The organism is Vibrio sp. SCSIO 43135 (assembly GCF_023716665.1).
Classification (GTDB): Bacteria; Pseudomonadota; Gammaproteobacteria; order Enterobacterales; family Vibrionaceae; genus Vibrio; species Vibrio paucivorans.
Window position 1 is genome coordinate 784,197 of record NZ_CP071860.1, and the last position, 16,449, is coordinate 800,645.

A 16,449-nucleotide genomic window follows, 5' to 3' on the forward strand; every position below is an offset into this window, starting at 1 on the left:
AGACGTCTTGATTCGCAAACTCACGATTGAGTAACGAGGGATAAGGCGCGCTCATAGTAGTGCGCCTTTTGTCGTTTTAAATGGTCAAAAAACAAATTGTTGTTTGCCGCACTCAAACACACTTTCTTGAGCTAATTGGGTATACTTACCAGATGCTTAGCCTTTACAGATAGGAGCGTATTTAATGGCAAATAAAGTGCCTACCAATATCATCACCGGCTTTTTAGGTGTTGGTAAAACTACCGCAATTTTAGAGTTACTTAAAAATAAGCCCGAAGGCGAAAACTGGGCGGTATTGGTTAATGAGTTTGGTGAGATTGGCATTGATGGCGCCATGATGACTGATCAAGGCGCTTTAATAAAAGAAGTGCCAGGCGGGTGTATGTGTTGTACTGCTGGTGTTCCAATGTCTGTCGGAATCAATGCGTTGCTCAGACAAAAGCCAGACCGCTTATTGATTGAGCCAACCGGACTTGGACACCCTAAACAGGTGATAGCTACATTAACCTCTAGTCAGTATCAACCTTATGTGGATTTGAAAGCGACAATCGGGCTACTAGACCCAAGAAATCTGAGCATTGAAAAGTACACGCAAAATCAGAATTTTAATGACCAACTGGCAAGTGCCGATGTGATTATAGGTAACAAAGTTGACCAATGTACTGTACATGATGTCGATGAGTTTAATGACTGGGTAACGAACCAAACACCATCGAAGGTATTTAGCAAGCTAGTTCAAAATGGCAGTATTCCGATTGAAGTACTCGATATTGAACGTATGTACGACGGAGCTTCAAGCCAAATTGAACCACACCATCACGCGCACGCAGAACAAGAGCCGCAGTTTGAATTACCGCCAGGCGAAAAATACATTCGCAAAGAAAACAAAGGGCAAGGTTACTTTGGTTGTGGGTGGCTGTTTGGTGCTGAATATAGTTTTGATTTCGATGAGTTATTTTCAATGCTCAGTGCGCTTACTGCGGAACGAGTCAAAGCGGTCGTGAACACTAACAAAGGTTGCTACGCATTCAATGTAGCCAATGGTGTCGTGTCGGTTAATGAGCTGAGCTTAGAAGGGTTTGAGTCTCGATTGGAGGTGATTGACTCGCAATTGATGCCTTGGAGCGACCTTGAATCAATATTGCTGAAATTAGCAGGCATTGAACTTTAAGTTAATGGCGACAATAAAGGGCGAACATTCAGTTCGCCCTTTTTCGTTGATGGTATCGAAATAATCAACGCTTGTTTTTTAGGTAACGCTTTCTGCGTTCTTCTTTTTTCTTAGCTTTTTCTTCAGCCTTACGAGCGGCTTCTTCTTCAACTTCGATCAGCTCTTGAGTGATCATCTCTGGAAGCTCTAAGGTAACTTGACCCAGAATACCACCGCGAAGCTCGTGAAGTAGGATTTCAGAACACTTGTGGATGTCGATATGTCCACCCGCGCGAAGTGCGCCACGTTTACGGCCAATCGCTTCCATCAACTCAATGTCTGACTCCGGAAGCTCTTCGATTTGGTAGCGCTCTTTCAATAGCTCTGGGTATTGCTGAGCAAGGTATTCGACGGTATAGAATGCAACTTCATCGTATTCCATTGCGGTGTCTTTTACTGCCCCTGTAGCCGCTAAACGAAAACCACTATGCGGGTTTTCTACTTTAGGCCAAAGGATTCCTGGGGTATCAGACAACACAATACCGTTTTGCAGGTTAATTCGCTGCTGACGGCGTGTTACCGCCGGTTGGTTACCGGTGACAGCTATAGTACGACCAGCCAACGAGTTGATGATTGTAGACTTGCCCACATTCGGGATACCCATAATCATGGTGCGAATGTTTTTACCGATCTCTTCACGGTGAGGAGCAAGTTTACGAACTAACTCCATGACTTTTTGAACTTCGTGCGACTGAGATGTGGTAATTGCAATCGCTTTTACATTGTGCTCTTTCTCAAAATGGTCAATCCAAAGTTGAGTCAATTCAGGATCGGCAAGATCACGTTTATTAAGCACTTTTACAACTGGCTTATCCCCCTTTAATTTTGCAATCATAGGGTTTTCGCTACTAAAAGGGATACGAGCGTCAAGCACCTCAATAATTACATCAATCTGAGGGATTGCTTCAGCAATCTCTTTTTGAGCCTTGTGCATATGGCCCGGAAACCATTGGATAGACATGGTGACAACCTTGAGCTTTTTAAGTTTGCGCTAATTGTAAGGGGAATTCGTTGAGAGTAAAGCCTTTGATTGACCTTAACCTAAGGTGAGGCTTTACCGTAAATGAATTCTTGGAGGAAATATTATGGTTTGTTGCAACAAATCACCGATTGGTGGTACGCGTAGTTTGAGTATGTTGTTGAAGGTCTTTGGCGGGTTTGCCCTAGGTATACTGGTGTTGATTTTCGTGTTCGGATAGCGGTTTTTCGCGTTTCAGGGCCTCTGACACGCGAAATCGTTGGTAAGCTAATTAGAACAAACGGTGTTAATTGGAATAAACGAGTGCGTAAGCTAGCGACTAACATTTTCGTATTGACTAGCCTTTTTATATTGTCTGGTTGTGATAGCCCAGCTCAAAAGATAGAAGCCAGCTTTGAAGATTACCTGCAAAGGCTATCAAATGTCTTAGAGGTTGATGCCCCAGAACCGCCGGCTACGACGTCCATTTCATTACCCGCTAAACGAGAACTAATACATGATATTCCAGCCATCACTATGAGGTTATTGGACAGTTATCAGCTCAAAGCGTGTGGGTTGTTTCATCTTATAGCGGAGAAAAACTCGTCGCTCGGCAAAGTTCAAGACAAGTTTCGTAACTTCGACTATCAGCTCAATTTTATTGATACTGCATATCAATGTTTAAGTGATGAATCTATTAGTTCTGAAGTCGCTTCTGAGCTCAATAGAGTTGCAGCGCTCAAGCAAAGTCAATTGATGCTCCATTTTGAAAACATGGTGTTTGGAGATGATGCAATGCGCAACCAACTACAAAGTAGTCGATGGTTGATTGAGGAGGATACTTGGAACTTAGGGACGTTATTGCCTGCCTTAGCTGCAATCAACAAAACTCATATCTTGATTGCTAAAACAGCTCCTGTTGATCCAATCAATGTGACCCAATATCAAGAGTCACTCGACAAAATAAGGCTAATTGGAGAGTTGAACTTCTCGTTGCTGCGTTCGTCACAATGGCTAGAGCGTATCACGATCTTGCTAAATGCTAATGATGCTCAGGTGATATGCCGCCAAAACCGCGACTCTACAAAATTTCGATACCTTCGCAATGTGTTTAACAACAATTACATTGAGCAGATACAACCATACAGCGCTTTGTTAGATGGAGCTTATCTACAAGCGAGCCCACAGCTTACTTTTCTAACGCACCAATCGGGCTATGAATACTCATTACAGAGCAATCATGAAAGATTTAGATTAGCGGTAAAGGCGCATGTGGATTATTGGCAACGGCTATTCAAGAGGTGCGGGGTTCCAATAGGTGCGCCAAACGAATAGCTACTGTATTGATTCGTAAAAAAAGCCTAGCGAAATCGCTAGGCTTTGAATTTTTACATTAAATGGATTGAATTAGATTTCGCCTAATTTCAGCCAAGTATCGATAACGGTATCTGGGTTCAATGACACAGAGCTGATGCCTTGCTCCATTAACCACTTAGCCAGATCATCGTGGTCCGATGGTCCTTGGCCACAAATACCAACATATTTACCCGCTTTGGTTGCCGCGTCGATCGCCATTTTCAGCATCGCTTTAACTGCTGGGTTGCGTTCGTCAAACAAGTGAGCAACATCGCCGGAATCTCGATCTAGTCCTAGAGTCAGCTGAGTCATATCGTTAGAGCCGATAGAGAAACCATCGAAGTACTTCAGGAACTCTTCTGCCAGTACCGCATTTGATGGTAGTTCACACATCATAATAACTTTCAGGCCTTGGTCGCCACGGCGCAGGTCAAACTTAGCGAGTAGGTCGATAACAGAAGCGGCTTCGCTTGGAGTTCGAACGAATGGAATCATGATTTCAACGTTCTTCAATCCCATTTCATTACGAACACGTTTGATAGCTTGAGTTTCTAGTTCAAAACAGTCTTCGAAAACAGGAGAAATGTAGCGAGATGCACCGCGGAAGCCCAGCATTGGGTTTTCTTCATGCGGTTCGTAACCTTGGCCACCAATTAGATTGCTATATTCGTTTGACTTAAAGTCAGACATACGAACAATCACACGTTTTGGCCAGAATGCAGCTGCAATGGTCGCGATACCTTCAGTTAGCTTGCTAACATAGAAGTCGATAGGGTTGTCGTAACCTCGGATGCAGTGACGGATCTTTTCTTGCAGCTCTTCGCTTTGTTGGTCAAAGTTAAGCAGGGCTTTAGGGTGGATGCCAATCATCTTGTTGATGATGAACTCTAAACGCGCCAGACCAACCCCTTCGTTTGGAATCTGAGCAAAGTCGAAAGCACGATCTGGGTTACCAACGTTCATCATTACTTTCGTTGGTAGCAGCGGCAGTTCATCAACCGCAGAACGACGGATTTCAAAATCCAGTTCGCCTTGATAAACATAACCCGTTTCACCTTCCGAACAAGAAGCGGTAACAACACTGCCATCGGTTAGAGCTGTGGTTGCATTACCACAGCCTACAATGGCTGGGATACCAAGCTCACGTGCAATGATCGCTGCGTGACAAGTACGACCGCCGCGGTTAGTGATGATCGCTGCTGCTTTCTTCATGACAGGTTCCCAATCAGGGTCAGTCATGTCTGTAACCAGTACATCGCCTTCTTGTACCAGTGACATTTGATCCAATGAGTCAACCAGTCGAACTGTACCTGAACCAATACGCTGGCCGATAGCACGGCCTTCAATAAGAACTTCAGCTTTGTTATTGAGCTCATAACGCTCGATGACATTTTGCTCACTTTGAGAACATACCGTTTCTGGGCGAGCTTGAACGATGTAGAGCTTGCCGTCGATGCCATCTTTTGCCCATTCGATGTCCATAGGACGCTCGTAGTGCTTTTCAATGATCATCGCTTGTTTAGCCAGCTCTTTGATCTCGTCGTCGTTCAGCGAGAATGCATTTTGCTCTTCAGACGTGGTGTCGATGATGTCCACCTGCTTACCAATCTCTTGGTTGGTTGAATAGATCATCTTAGTCAGTTTAGAACCAAAGGTTTTCTTAACGATTGGCGCTTGGCCTGCTTCTAGTAATGGCTTGTGTACGTAGAATTCGTCTGGGTTAACAGCACCCTGAACAACCATCTCGCCTAGACCCCAAGAAGAGGTGATAAATACCACTTGGTCGAAACCAGATTCAGTGTCCAGAGTGAACATCACACCAGAGGACGCTTTATCTGAACGCACCATACGCTGGATGCCCGCAGAAAGAGCGATGCCTTCGTGGTCGAAACCTTGGTGAACACGGTATGAAATTGCGCGATCGTTAAATAATGAAGCATAAACGTGCTTAGTTGCCTCAAGCACGGCATCAATACCTTTCACGTTTAGGAATGTTTCTTGTTGCCCTGCAAAAGAGGCATCAGGTAAGTCTTCAGCAGTAGCTGAAGAACGCACCGCTACAGACAATTCTTCGTTGTCTTCAATAAGCGTTGCGTAGTGAGTACGGATATTTTCTTCTAGTAGGGCAGGGAAGGGTGCGTCTAGAATCCAATTACGAATAGTTGCGCCAGTTTCGCGTAGTGCATCTACGTCTTCTACATCTAGCTTGTTCAACAGTTCGTAAATTCGAGAGTTTAGTCCTTCATACTCTAAGAATTCATGGAAGGCAAAGGAGGTAGTCGCGAAACCATTAGGGACGGAAACGCCCGCATTAGATAGGTTTGAAACCATTTCTCCAAGTGAGGCATTTTTACCGCCGACTTGGTTCACGTCATTCATGGACAGGGTGTTGAACCAAAGGGTGTACTTTTGCATGTATTTCTCCAGAAACATTCAGCAAGTTTGTAGGGGGGGAGCAAACGTTTACGTACATACCTAAAAAAATGTAATTATTTTGTAAGGCTGTGGGCTACGTAATAGAACACTCTAGTAAGTTATCGTTATTATTTTGTTATCTTACTCAAAAAAATTTTATGGTTTAAACAGAAAATGCAAACAGAAGTTCAAAGTCGTGATGTATTCTACGTTTCTGACGGTACAGCCATCACATGTCAAACGATAGGGCACACCGTTCTAGGCCAATTTCCCTTCTCTGTGAACCAGCAAACGTTTCCTTTCATCGAAAATGAAGACAAAGTTGAAGATGTTGTTAAAGAAATTGAGCGTTCCTATAACCAGAGCGGAGAAAAACCATTGGTTTTCTTTTCCATGGTTATACCTGAAGCAAAGCAGCGTTTATTGACCGCAAACGCACTGTTTTATGATGTCCTCGATACCATGGTGAACTTGGTTGAAAAAGACTTAAATCTAGAAGCGAAACCGAAACTGCAACGTTCGCATAGTGTTGGAAAAGATCACGAAGGCTATTTCGACCGTATAGCAGCGATTGAGTACACGTTAGCTCACGATGATGGCGTGTCTCTAAAAGGGTTAGAAGAAGCGGATCTCATTCTACTTGGCGTATCCAGAAGTGGTAAAACGCCAACCAGTTTATATATGGCCATGCAGTTTGGCCTGCGAGTCGTTAACTATCCGTTTATCGATGAAGATATTGCTAAGCTTAGATTGCTGCCTCAGTTTGAAATCCATCGGCACAAGTTGTTTGGCCTTACCATTGATGCATCGCGTTTAACTGAGATTCGCAGTAATCGCCTAGCAGGCAGTGATTATGCGAGTGCGGCTCAATGTAAGACTGAGCTCAATAGTGTAGAGAGTTTATTTAGAAGGGAAGCGATACCGTATATCAATACGTCGAATATGTCGGTAGAGGAAATTTCCACCAGAATCCTAGAAAGAACGGGCTTGAAGCGTAGAATTTTCTAACGTTCAAACCCGTTTGATTTAGGCTAAATTACGATTTGTTGGTCGTGAACTCTGCAACAGCAACGTCCATGTCTTTGGCTTGACCAGACACTACATCCACTTCGGTTAAACATTGCTGAGCCGACTGCATATTGTTGTCTGATATGCTGTTGAGCTCAGTAATTGACTCACTTACCTGATTCATTACGATACCTTGCTCTTCAATCGCTGAAGCAATTCGTTCTGAGTTGGCTTGAATATTGTCCATATCTGAAATGATTTGGCTTAAGCTCTCATCCAGAGTTTGAGATGCCGACAACGTTTGTTGCCCTTGGTCGTTACATTTATCAATGTTCACCACAACCGCGGACATTTGGCTCTGGATCGCAGATACCACTTTGGTAATTTCTTCAGTCGATTGGTGTGTACGGCTAGCTAGAGCGCGAACTTCATCGGCAACGACCGCAAAGCCTCGGCCTTGCTCGCCCGCACGAGCGGCCTCAATCGCAGCGTTAAGAGCCAGTAGGTTGGTTTGTTCTGCAATCTCTTGAATAATGTTGACTGCACCGCCGATTTTGTCGACATGTTCGTTCAATGATGAAATTGAGTGCTGACTTTCACCAAGAATATTAGAAAGCTCGTCAATATTTTGTACCGTTGATTCAACCACTTGTCGGCCATTTTGCGCATTCACAGAAGCCTGTTGTACACCTTCAACTGCTACGGCGGTGCTTTCAGAAATTTCGTTAATGGTAGCAACCATTTCCTGTACCGACGTCGCCATAGTAGTGGTGTGGTCTGCTTGAACATGGAACTGCTCAATCACACCTTGTAGCTCGTTGTGCATGCTATTAGTACTGCTAGAAAGCTGCCCCGATTTCTCTTGAGTGCTAGAGATTAAGGTTTCGAGTTTATCCAACAAGCGGTTGAAGTAATTACCGATAGAGACTAATTCATTTTTACCGGTTAGATCAGCGCGCATACTGACATTATTCGTTCTCGCGATATCTTGGATAACGGATAGCAACTGAGCAACTTGCGTGTTGATTGAACGTGAGATCTGATAAACCAACGCAATGATCAACAGGATGACACCTACGGTAACCGCTTGCTTAATCTTGAAGAGTCGTTCGCTCGATGCCGCTGTTTCAGATATTAACGCTGAAGAAAAGCTCTTGAACTGCTCTTCTACCGTGTGGGACAAGGCGCGTGTTTGCCCCAACGCACCTTCGTTATATTTAAGCCCAATTACAACTTTCTGATTGACCAATGAACGTGCCGCCGAGATAAACGAACTCGCCCCAGGTGCAGTTACCAAAGATTCATTCAACTCGCCTTTGCGTATTAGGCGATCAAACTCAATCATCTTAACCAACTGGGTATCACTCAATGACGACTCGTAGGCTGCCATGGCAGAGTTATACGTTCCTAGTAAGTTTTGATCGGGTTTTAGGCCATGTGCAGCGTAGGCAGCGACCAAAGCTTGAAAGCCTTTTTGGTAACTAAGGATATCGGAACGTAACTGCTGGCTAGATGGAAGATCGTGGCTGGTGAGAATGGTTGATAACTCAGATTCTAGAGATAAGAAGGTATCCATGTTTTTATCAAACTTGTCTAGATACTTCATATCTTTGCGCAGTAGGAAATCTTTCTCGTTCCTGCGCAAGTTTAAAAGCCGAATCTCTAACTGTTGTACTAAGCTAGTGGCTTTGTGAAGTTGTTCTGTAGTATGGGCAAATTGAGTCGTCGCTGTAACAAGTGCTATAACTCCGACAATGGCAATAACCCCTAATGAATACAGTTTTTGTTTGATATTCATAAGATTACCTAAGTTAATAATATTTAATGCATTATTTTAATTATGAAATAAGCGTAGGCATTAATTATATGAATATCAATAGATGGGATGGCTAGGAGAACGTTTGTTAGACGCTTTTCTCATATCTTTTTGTAACAAAACAAGTTTTTTGTTCAGAGTGCTGAACGAGTAACCGAAATTTAATATTAAAACTTATATTTTCCTCTCAGCTCTTTGGTTGTCGAGCGTGTTTTCTTCGCTTTTAATCGGCGTTCTTTAGAACCTTTTGTTGGTTTCGTTTCTCTACGTTTCTTTTGTACCACCGTTGCTCCCCGTATTAGTTCGGCTAGCCGATTTAATGCGTCCTCCTTATTTTGTTCTTGGGTACGAAACTGCTGGGCTTTAATGGTGATAACGCCTTCTTTTGAGATTCGGCTATCCCTTAATGCGAGAAGCCTTTCTTTATAGAAAGGGGGTAATGTTGAGTGAGCGACATCAAACTGTAGATGTATTGCGGAGGAAACTTTATTTACATTTTGTCCGCCCGCACCTTGAGCTCGAATTGCAGTGAGTTGAATTTCCCATGCTTGTATGGTGACAGTGTTTGATATTTTCAGCATACTGCTCGTACATCCAGAAGTTATTAGAGTACGAGAATGTACATTGATTTAGAGAAGTATCAAGGCCTCATTTTTGATATGGATGGTACCCTTATTGATACCATGCCAGCCCACCTCGAAGCTTGGTCTCAAACGGCAGAGCATTTCAAATTCCCTTTCACCAAAGAATGGCTTCACAGCTTGGGTGGAATGCCAAGTGTTAAAATTGTAGGCGAGATAAATCGTAAGCACGGTATGGCATTAAATCCGAGAGAGGTGTCTGAGTTTAAGATGTCGACATTCGCATCATTCGAAGATTTCGGTGCCATCATTCCTTGCACAAATCACGTACTAAATGAATTTTACGGTAAAAAGAAAATGGCGGTTGGAACGGGAAGCCAGCGCGACAGTGCAAATAGGTTGTTGGACACAACAGGTATCATTAATAAGTTAGACGCAGTTGTGACGGCGACCGATGTCGACAAGCACAAACCAGAGCCAGACACCTTTTTGTTGGCGGCTGAAAAACTCGGTTTAGAGCCACAGCAGTGCGTTGTGTTTGAAGACACCGCATTGGGGAAGCAAGCAGCGCATGCTGCTGGAATGGACTGTGTTATGGTCGAAGGTGATAAACTGGTTTTCTATCCGTTGCCTTAGTAAACCCTTATTCAGTCAATATAAAAAGCCCCGCTCATCAAGCGGGGCTTTTATTGTCTTACTCATTAATGAGGCTCTGTTACTGGATTTCTAGTAACTCAATATCAAAAATCAGTGTCGCTGAAGGTGGGATAGGGCCAGTGCCGCTTTTGCCGTAGCCAAGTGTACTTGGTACGAACAGGCGAATTTTTTGGCCTTCTACCATGTACTGAACACCTTCTTGCCAGCCTTTAATCACTTGGTTAAGACCAAATGCTATTGGTTCATTACGCTCTACTGAGCTGTCGAACACAGTGCCATCGATTAGCGTACCGTGGTAGTGAACTTTTACGCGGCTGTTCGCGGTTGGGTGAACCGTGCCGGTACCTTCTTGAAGCACTTGATACTGCAATCCAGACTCAGTGGTGATGACACCTTCCTTTTGACCATTTTCAGCAAGAAATGCTTGGCCTTCTTGGAAGTTTACATCGGCAGCTTTGTGGTTAGTCCATGTGCGGTAAATGAAAAAGCCCGCTAGTAGGAAAATGATAATAGGAAAAGCAAACTTGCCCATGTTGTTGTGTCCTTAGTAGTTCTGAATTAAGTAGTTAATCGTTGCAGCAATGTCTTGCTCGTCTTTGTGGCCTGTTGTAATGACCTGATATTTACCATTAACAATGAAAGTTGGAACCGAGTTGATCTGCGCTTTCACTGAGATATCGTCAGCGACTTGCATGGCTGCAAACAGTTGTTTTTGTTGCTCTTCATCGAAATCGTATGGGCTGATCAAACCGCGACTGGTGAATACAGTGTCAATTGCTGTTTTTTTCTCTTGCAGTGTCGCGCCGTCACCCATTTGCACAGCAGCAAACAATTCTTCCATCATTTTATGGTCTGGTGCTTTACCCAGTTGCATTTCTGCAGAGTAGTAGATCATTGCACCAATTTGAGCACTTTCGTTAAAGGTAACGTGTACCTTGCCAAATTTTTGGTTGGTTAGCTTTTCGAGCTCAGGGATGACAGCTTCCATTTTACGACAGTGACCACAGTTTAGTGAGAATACCTCTGTCACTGGCGGGAGGCGGTAAGTAGACAGGTTTGCTGGCAACTGCTCGAACTGTTTACCTTCGATTGGCAGAGAAGATTCAGAGCATCCAATCAGTGCAGTAACACTTAGGACTACCGTTGCAAACATCAGAGAAAGTTTTTTCATATAAATATACAAAGTAAAAGAAAGTGCCTAGATTCTAGCGGTTAAGGCTGTAATCGAAAACCGATATCTTTTAGAAAAGTGATTCGAATTATTTTTTGCTAAAGTTTCTATATCGGTGCCGATAAAGTCTATGTAAGTTGGAATACGAGACGGTGTGACGATGAAGTATTTATCTCTTTCAATGTTGTTACTATTAACTGGATGTGGAACGCTCCCGCCAGATGCGATGCTATTTGGTGATAGTATGCTTGATACTGCGCCAAAGGGTGATATGGATGTGCGTCAACCAAGCTGGGGTGATGCTCCGAAAACATCGGTAGCTGGCGTGAAAGGCCCTATGGGGCAAGAGCGCACCACTAGCTATGACTCATTGCAGAGTTTCCTTCTTAAAAACGGTGTCGACTACGAAGTATTACCGGGCAACCATGTCATGGTGAAGCTGAAAGATACAGTAAAGTTCGAAACCGGATCCAGCGTCGTTTCTCCTGACTCTTCATACTGGTTAGGTATGATGGGACGCTACTTGGCGACAGAGCCGGGCATTGATGTTGTCATTGATGGCCACGCTGACAGCACGGGCACACCAAACTTTAACGATGGGTTGTCACTGCGTCGAGCTAAGCAGGTGAAACAGACACTGGTAAGAAACAATGTGGCAATGGACTCAATATTCACTCGTGGCTATGGGGAATACGTTCCGGCGTGTTCAAACAAAACCAAGGCGGGTAAAGCCTGTAATCGCCGCGTAGAAGTGCTATTTATTGTTTCAAACAACTGATGCGTATTTTCCAAGCATTGTTTGAAATGTTTAGGAATAACCCAAATTCCAATACTCGTTAACAAAGCTGCTATAAATTGCCTACTTAATTAAGTAAATAGGTCATTTATGCAGCTTTTTCGTTTTTGTCTTCTTGCTTCTGTACTTGCTAGCCCAAGCGTTGCTCTCGCGTCTAAAACGTCCGACTACGTGTATGTTGGGTATCAAAACGCTCGCGTCAGTGACAACGGCTTCCAAGACTATTTCGAAGGCGCATACAATAACCAGGGGAGCAAAGATCTCTACGGTGTGTTTCTTGGCGGAAACCACGCGTTAAATAACGGTTGGTTTGTGACTGCGGATTTAGAAGCGACTACTCGAAGTTCGACATCTGTATCTGATTTTAGCTTCGGTGCTGGGTACAGTTTTTCAACATCGGAAAGCCTTGAGCTTTACATTCATACTGGCGTAAATTGGGTGTCGGCCGAACGTCGTTCATCTTGTCGCAATGATGATTTTCTTGGCGCATGTGATCGTGAAGTGACAAACAATAAAGACACAGCCATGTATGGTGAAGTAGGTGGCGTATATTACTTGAATGACCGTTGGTCGATGCATCCTTCTTATAGTTACAGTGATGTCTACAGTAACGGGATCAACAAGCTACAGGTTGGCAACGTATTTCGCCTAAGCTCATGGTTTTCATTAGAAGCGAACTACGGTTACACCTATAGCAAGCACCTAAAACAAAACAATATCCAACTCGGAGGGCGTTTTAGTTTCGATTAATTTGTAAACGCCCATTAGTTGGTTGCAGTGATATTAGTTTTCAGAGACTTTTTGGTAGAGATATCGCTGGCAGGTACGTTCGTCTAGTCGTTTGATTCCTTGAGCAACAATGGCGATCAGTATGACGGAGAAAATCAAGCGTCCCCAGAATATCGTGAAGAAGTCTGCTCCTATCAGTAGTATGAGCAAGGTATCTTCAATCAAGCTGTGGAGTAGATTCAATAGCATAATGGCCGTGAACACGTCTCTCGCGGGTATATGACCACGCTTGGCTTCGTTGATTAATAGCCCACCACCAAATGACAAACCTAAAGTGATTCCGATGATCGTTAGGTTCGTCGCTTCTTTACTGATCCCCAATAATCGTAGAAATGGGCGAAGCAGGATAGCCATCGCTTTTTCTATTCCGATAAGTTTTAAAACCTTCAATACAAACAACAGTACAGAGACAACTGCAAAAATCATCACGAAGCTTTTTAATTGCTCTAATGCCCAAACCAAATAGCTAGGATCTTCAGCAAGGTCGGGTTGCCAAATAGTAACGGCCGTTTGGTTCAAAAGATCACCTGTCTCATAGGTGAAGTGCAGAATCGATGCGAGCAACAAGCTTCCGCCGACTCGAATAAGCAAAGTAACACTGAGATTTACTCCTGCTTTTTTCGCTATCGCTGCCTCGATTGGCAGTGAGTGCGCAAGTAACATCATGCTACCTAATATGGAGACTTGGGCGACGCTCAATGTTGCATCCATATTAATAAATACAACTAGGCCAGCGTAGATATTGGTGAGAATAGTTGTTGCCCAAACTAGCCCCATTTCCTTTGGTAGGCCAACCATTTCCATCACGGGTCCTAATGCGTTGCTTAGTAGGACAATGCCTCCAAACTCCTCGATGATCTTAATTGCGATAATAATCGGGATCATTATTTTGAACAGAGTGGTGGTGACATCAATGATTTCTTTAAATAGCTCGATAAAAAAGGTTCGGATGTGTGGCATGGATACGTCCTTGATATTTAACTTAGGGGCTATTTTAAGTGATTTGACTGTTGTTAAATTTTCTATTCATATACTTGAAGTGGACAATATTTCTTATTTGAATCACTATGTGATTCAAAAGTTTCTTTAGAGTGCTTATTGGGAAATTATGGAAATTGACAGAATTGATCGCAGAATATTGGTCGAACTACAAAAGTGTAACCGTATCCCTAACATTGAATTGGCGGAGTCTGTAGGGTTGTCCGCACCAGCGTGCCTTAAGCGCGTGAAGCGTTTGAGGGAAGGAGGGGTGATAGTGAACGATGTGTCGATCATCAACCCTGAATTGGCGGGCAACAAAATGACTTTGCTGGTATCGGTAGAAATGGAGCGTGACCGAGCCGATATCTATCAAATTTTCAGGCAATCGATAATGAAAGCACCAGAGGTGAGCCAGTGCTATCAGATCTCTGGGAGTTATGACTTTATGCTGGTGGTGTGTGTTAAAGACATTCAAGCCTATGAAGGTTTTGTTGAAAGGGTATTACACACCGATTTAAACATTCGTAAATTTCATACGTCGGTATCGCTGAGAACAGTGAAGTTCTCAACGGAGATAGATTTGAGTGCTCATGAATAGCCGAGCAGCCAAATAAAAAAGCCCCGCTATGCTAGCGGGGCTTTTACTTAGGTAACTTGATAAATCAAAGTTATGCTAGAAGTTCTTTCGCTGTGTTTACTACGTTTTCAGTAGTGAAACCGAACATCTTGAATAGCTCGCCTGCTGGTGCAGATTCGCCGAATGTTGTCATACCGATGATCTTGCCACCGAAGCCAACGTACTTGTACCAGAAGTCAGCGATGCCAGCTTCTACAGCGATACGAGCTGTTACGTCAGATGGAAGTACAGATTCACGGTACTCAGCGTCTTGCTTGTCGAATGCGTCAGTTGCAGGCATAGAGACTACACGTACCTTCTTACCTTCAGCAGTTAGTTCAGCCGCAGCGTTAACCGCTAGCTCAACTTCAGAACCTGTTGCGATAAGGATAAGCTCTGGCTTGCCTTCGCAATCTTTCAGGATGTAACCACCACGTGCGATGTTAGCGACTTGCTCTTCGTTACGCTCTTGCTGTGCAAGGTTTTGACGAGAGAAGATGAGAGACGTTGGACCGTCTTTACGCTCGATAGCCAGTTTCCAAGCTACTGCAGACTCAACTTGGTCACATGGACGCCATGTGCTCATGTTTGGAGTCAACGTAGTGACGCCATTTGCTCAACAGGTTGGTGAGTTGGACCATCTTCGCCAAGACCGATAGAGTCGTGCGTGTAAACTTGGATGTTCTGAACTTTCATCAGAGCAGCCATACGCATTGCGTTACGAGCGTATTCCATGAACATTAGGAAAGTAGCGCCGTATGGTACGAAACCACCGGTGTAGAGCGATACCGTTCATGATCGCAGTCATACCGAATTCACGTACACCGTAGTGGATGTAGTTACCTGCTGGATCTTCAGCAGAAACAGACTTAGAACCAGACCACATAGTTAGGTTTGAAGGTGCTAGGTCAGCAGAGCCGCCTAGGAATTCAGGTAGCATAGCACCGAACGCTTCTAGTGCGTTTTGAGATGCTTTACGTGATGCGATGTTTGCTGGGTTAGCTTGAAGATCAGCAATGATTGCGTTTGCTTTCTCTTCCCACTGCGCAGGTAGCTCGCCGTTTACTCGTCTCTTAAACTCAGCCGCCAGCTCGGGGTGTGCTGCTTCATAAGCAGAAAGTTTCTCGTTCCACGCTGCTTCCTTAGCTGCGCCTGCTTCTTTCGCATCCCACTCTGCGTAGACTTCCGACGGAATTTCAAAAGGACCGTGCTCCCAACCAAGTTCTTTACGTGTAGCTGCAATTTCTTCAGCGCCTAGTGGTGCACCGTGACAGTCGTGTGAACCAGATTTGTTTGGAGAACCAAAACCGATGATAGTCTTAGTACAGATTAGAGTAGGGCGTGGATCTGCTTTTGCTGCAATGATTGCTGCGTTGATTGCTTCAGCATCGTGGCCATCTACTGCTGGGATTACGTGCCAGCCGTATGCTTCAAAACGCTTAGGTGTATCATCAGAGAACCAGCCTTCAACGTGACCATCGATAGAGATACCGTTGTCATCCCAGAAAGCGATCAGCTTACCAAGACCTAGCGTACCTGCTAGAGAACATGCTTCGTGAGAAATACCTTCCATCAGACAGCCATCACCCATGAATGCATAAGTGAAGTGGTCAACGATGTCGTGGCCTTCTTTGTTGAATTGTGCTGCTAGAGTTTTCTCAGCCAGCGCCATACCCCACAGCGTTCGTGATACCTTGACCTAGTGGGCCAGTTGTTGTTTCGATACCTGGTGCGTAACCGTACTCTGGGTGACCTGGAGTCTTCGAGTGCAGTTGACGGAAGTTCTTAAGATCTTCGATTGATAGCTCGTAGCCTGCTAGGTGAAGCAGAGAGTAAATCAGCATTGAGCCGTGGCCGTTTGAAAGAACGAAACGGTCGCGATCTGCCCACTCTGGGTTTGATGGGTTGTGGTTTAGGTGATCACGCCAAAGAACTTCAGCGATGTCAGCCATGCCCATAGGTGCGCCTGGGTGACCAGAGTTTGCTTGTTGTACGCCGTCCATGCTTAGAGCACGAATTGCATTAGCTAGATTTTTACGATCCATAATGAATACCGATTTCAAATTTAAATATTGGATTGGAAATTGAAAGGGGA

14 protein-coding genes and 1 pseudogene are annotated in these 16,449 nt (G+C 44.2%); 7 read left to right on the forward strand and 8 right to left on the reverse strand.

Annotated features, from left to right (window positions below):
- Positions 1–184 precede the first annotated feature (184 nt).
- Complete coding sequence (locus J4N42_RS17835; protein WP_252033976.1) at positions 185–1,171, forward strand: CobW family GTP-binding protein; 987 nt, start codon at positions 185–187, stop codon at positions 1,169–1,171.
- Positions 1,172–1,235: 64 nt separating this feature from the next.
- Here J4N42_RS17835 and ylqF read toward each other — a convergent pair whose 3' ends face one another.
- Complete coding sequence (ylqF, locus tag J4N42_RS17840; protein ID WP_252033978.1) at positions 1,236–2,171, reverse strand: ribosome biogenesis GTPase YlqF; 936 nt, start codon at positions 2,169–2,171, stop codon at positions 1,236–1,238.
- 321 nt (positions 2,172–2,492) lie between these two features.
- Here ylqF and J4N42_RS17845 point away from each other — a divergent pair, with 321 nt between their 5' ends.
- On the forward strand, positions 2,493–3,503 hold the full coding sequence (locus tag J4N42_RS17845) for a DUF3080 domain-containing protein (protein ID WP_252033980.1): 1,011 nt from the start codon (positions 2,493–2,495) through the stop codon (positions 3,501–3,503).
- 72 nt (positions 3,504–3,575) lie between these two features.
- On the opposite strand, the gene ppsA is transcribed toward J4N42_RS17845, so the two are convergent.
- Complete coding sequence (ppsA, locus tag J4N42_RS17850; RefSeq protein ID WP_252033982.1) at positions 3,576–5,957, reverse strand: phosphoenolpyruvate synthase; 2,382 nt, start codon at positions 5,955–5,957, stop codon at positions 3,576–3,578.
- Between the two features lie 156 nt (positions 5,958–6,113).
- On the opposite strand from ppsA, the gene ppsR reads away from it, so the two are divergent.
- Entirely contained in the window at positions 6,114–6,947 is an 834-nt protein-coding gene (gene ppsR / locus J4N42_RS17855) for a posphoenolpyruvate synthetase regulatory kinase/phosphorylase PpsR (protein WP_252033984.1), read from the forward strand.
- A gap of 28 nt (positions 6,948–6,975) precedes the next feature.
- Here the strand turns inward: ppsR and J4N42_RS17860 are convergent, their stop codons facing one another.
- Both J4N42_RS17860 and arfB read right to left on the reverse strand, forming a co-directional pair.
- Positions 6,976–8,745, reverse strand: coding sequence for a methyl-accepting chemotaxis protein (locus J4N42_RS17860; protein WP_252033986.1), 1,770 nt, complete (start codon positions 8,743–8,745; stop codon positions 6,976–6,978).
- A gap of 185 nt (positions 8,746–8,930) precedes the next feature.
- Positions 8,931–9,344: an alternative ribosome rescue aminoacyl-tRNA hydrolase ArfB gene (arfB, locus tag J4N42_RS17865; RefSeq protein ID WP_252033989.1), complete on the reverse strand. Its 414-nt coding sequence runs from the start codon at positions 9,342–9,344 to the stop codon at positions 8,931–8,933.
- A gap of 36 nt (positions 9,345–9,380) precedes the next feature.
- Between arfB and J4N42_RS17870 the strand changes: the two genes are divergently transcribed.
- A complete protein-coding gene (locus tag J4N42_RS17870) occupies positions 9,381–9,980 on the forward strand; it encodes a beta-phosphoglucomutase family hydrolase (protein ID WP_252033991.1) in 600 nt (199 codons plus the stop codon).
- Positions 9,981–10,059: 79 nt separating this feature from the next.
- Here J4N42_RS17870 and bamJ read toward each other — a convergent pair whose 3' ends face one another.
- Both bamJ and J4N42_RS17880 read right to left on the reverse strand, forming a co-directional pair.
- Positions 10,060–10,533 carry a BamJ family beta-barrel-assembly machinery protein gene (gene bamJ, locus J4N42_RS17875; RefSeq protein WP_252033993.1) on the reverse strand — a complete coding sequence of 158 codons (474 nt, stop codon included), beginning with the start codon at positions 10,531–10,533 and terminating at the stop codon, positions 10,060–10,062.
- Between the two features lie 12 nt (positions 10,534–10,545).
- Positions 10,546–11,172: a thiol:disulfide interchange protein DsbA/DsbL gene (locus J4N42_RS17880; protein ID WP_252033995.1), complete on the reverse strand. Its 627-nt coding sequence runs from the start codon at positions 11,170–11,172 to the stop codon at positions 10,546–10,548.
- Positions 11,173–11,332: 160 nt separating this feature from the next.
- On the opposite strand from J4N42_RS17880, the gene J4N42_RS17885 reads away from it, so the two are divergent.
- Both J4N42_RS17885 and J4N42_RS17890 read left to right on the forward strand, forming a co-directional pair.
- Positions 11,333–11,950 (forward strand): OmpA family protein, encoded by a 618-nt coding sequence (locus J4N42_RS17885; RefSeq protein ID WP_252033997.1) that lies wholly within the window; start codon positions 11,333–11,335, stop codon positions 11,948–11,950.
- Between the two features lie 108 nt (positions 11,951–12,058).
- Positions 12,059–12,718: an outer membrane beta-barrel protein gene (locus tag J4N42_RS17890; protein ID WP_252033999.1), complete on the forward strand. Its 660-nt coding sequence runs from the start codon at positions 12,059–12,061 to the stop codon at positions 12,716–12,718.
- Between the two features lie 33 nt (positions 12,719–12,751).
- Here the strand turns inward: J4N42_RS17890 and J4N42_RS17895 are convergent, their stop codons facing one another.
- Positions 12,752–13,717 (reverse strand): hypothetical protein, encoded by a 966-nt coding sequence (locus J4N42_RS17895; protein ID WP_252034000.1) that lies wholly within the window; start codon positions 13,715–13,717, stop codon positions 12,752–12,754.
- Between the two features lie 148 nt (positions 13,718–13,865).
- On the opposite strand from J4N42_RS17895, the gene J4N42_RS17900 reads away from it, so the two are divergent.
- Positions 13,866–14,336 carry an Lrp/AsnC family transcriptional regulator gene (locus J4N42_RS17900; RefSeq protein WP_252034002.1) on the forward strand — a complete coding sequence of 157 codons (471 nt, stop codon included), beginning with the start codon at positions 13,866–13,868 and terminating at the stop codon, positions 14,334–14,336.
- Positions 14,337–14,406: 70 nt separating this feature from the next.
- Here J4N42_RS17900 and tkt read toward each other — a convergent pair.
- Positions 14,407–16,399: pseudogene (gene tkt, locus J4N42_RS17905) on the reverse strand (transketolase).
- Positions 16,400–16,449: the final 50 nt, after the last annotated feature.

Excerpts from the sequence above, each read along its gene's own strand:
- J4N42_RS17835 (WP_252033976.1), top strand. The coding sequence starts at position 185 with ATGGCAAATAAAGTGCCTACCAATATCATCACCGGCTTTTTAGGTGTT.
- ylqF (WP_252033978.1), bottom strand. The coding sequence starts at position 2,171 with ATGTCTATCCAATGGTTTCCGGGCCATATGCACAAGGCTCAAAAAGAG.
- ppsA (WP_252033982.1), bottom strand. The coding sequence starts at position 5,957 with ATGTTTCTGGAGAAATACATGCAAAAGTACACCCTTTGGTTCAACACC.
- ppsR (WP_252033984.1), top strand. The coding sequence starts at position 6,114 with ATGCAAACAGAAGTTCAAAGTCGTGATGTATTCTACGTTTCTGACGGT.
- J4N42_RS17860 (WP_252033986.1), bottom strand. The coding sequence starts at position 8,745 with ATGAATATCAAACAAAAACTGTATTCATTAGGGGTTATTGCCATTGTC.
- arfB (WP_252033989.1), bottom strand. The coding sequence starts at position 9,344 with ATGCTGAAAATATCAAACACTGTCACCATACAAGCATGGGAAATTCAA.
- J4N42_RS17870 (WP_252033991.1), top strand. The coding sequence starts at position 9,381 with ATGTACATTGATTTAGAGAAGTATCAAGGCCTCATTTTTGATATGGAT.
- bamJ (WP_252033993.1), bottom strand. The coding sequence starts at position 10,533 with ATGGGCAAGTTTGCTTTTCCTATTATCATTTTCCTACTAGCGGGCTTT.
- J4N42_RS17880 (WP_252033995.1), bottom strand. The coding sequence starts at position 11,172 with ATGAAAAAACTTTCTCTGATGTTTGCAACGGTAGTCCTAAGTGTTACT.
- J4N42_RS17885 (WP_252033997.1), top strand. The coding sequence starts at position 11,333 with ATGAAGTATTTATCTCTTTCAATGTTGTTACTATTAACTGGATGTGGA.
- J4N42_RS17890 (WP_252033999.1), top strand. The coding sequence starts at position 12,059 with ATGCAGCTTTTTCGTTTTTGTCTTCTTGCTTCTGTACTTGCTAGCCCA.
- J4N42_RS17895 (WP_252034000.1), bottom strand. The coding sequence starts at position 13,717 with ATGCCACACATCCGAACCTTTTTTATCGAGCTATTTAAAGAAATCATT.
- J4N42_RS17900 (WP_252034002.1), top strand. The coding sequence starts at position 13,866 with ATGGAAATTGACAGAATTGATCGCAGAATATTGGTCGAACTACAAAAG.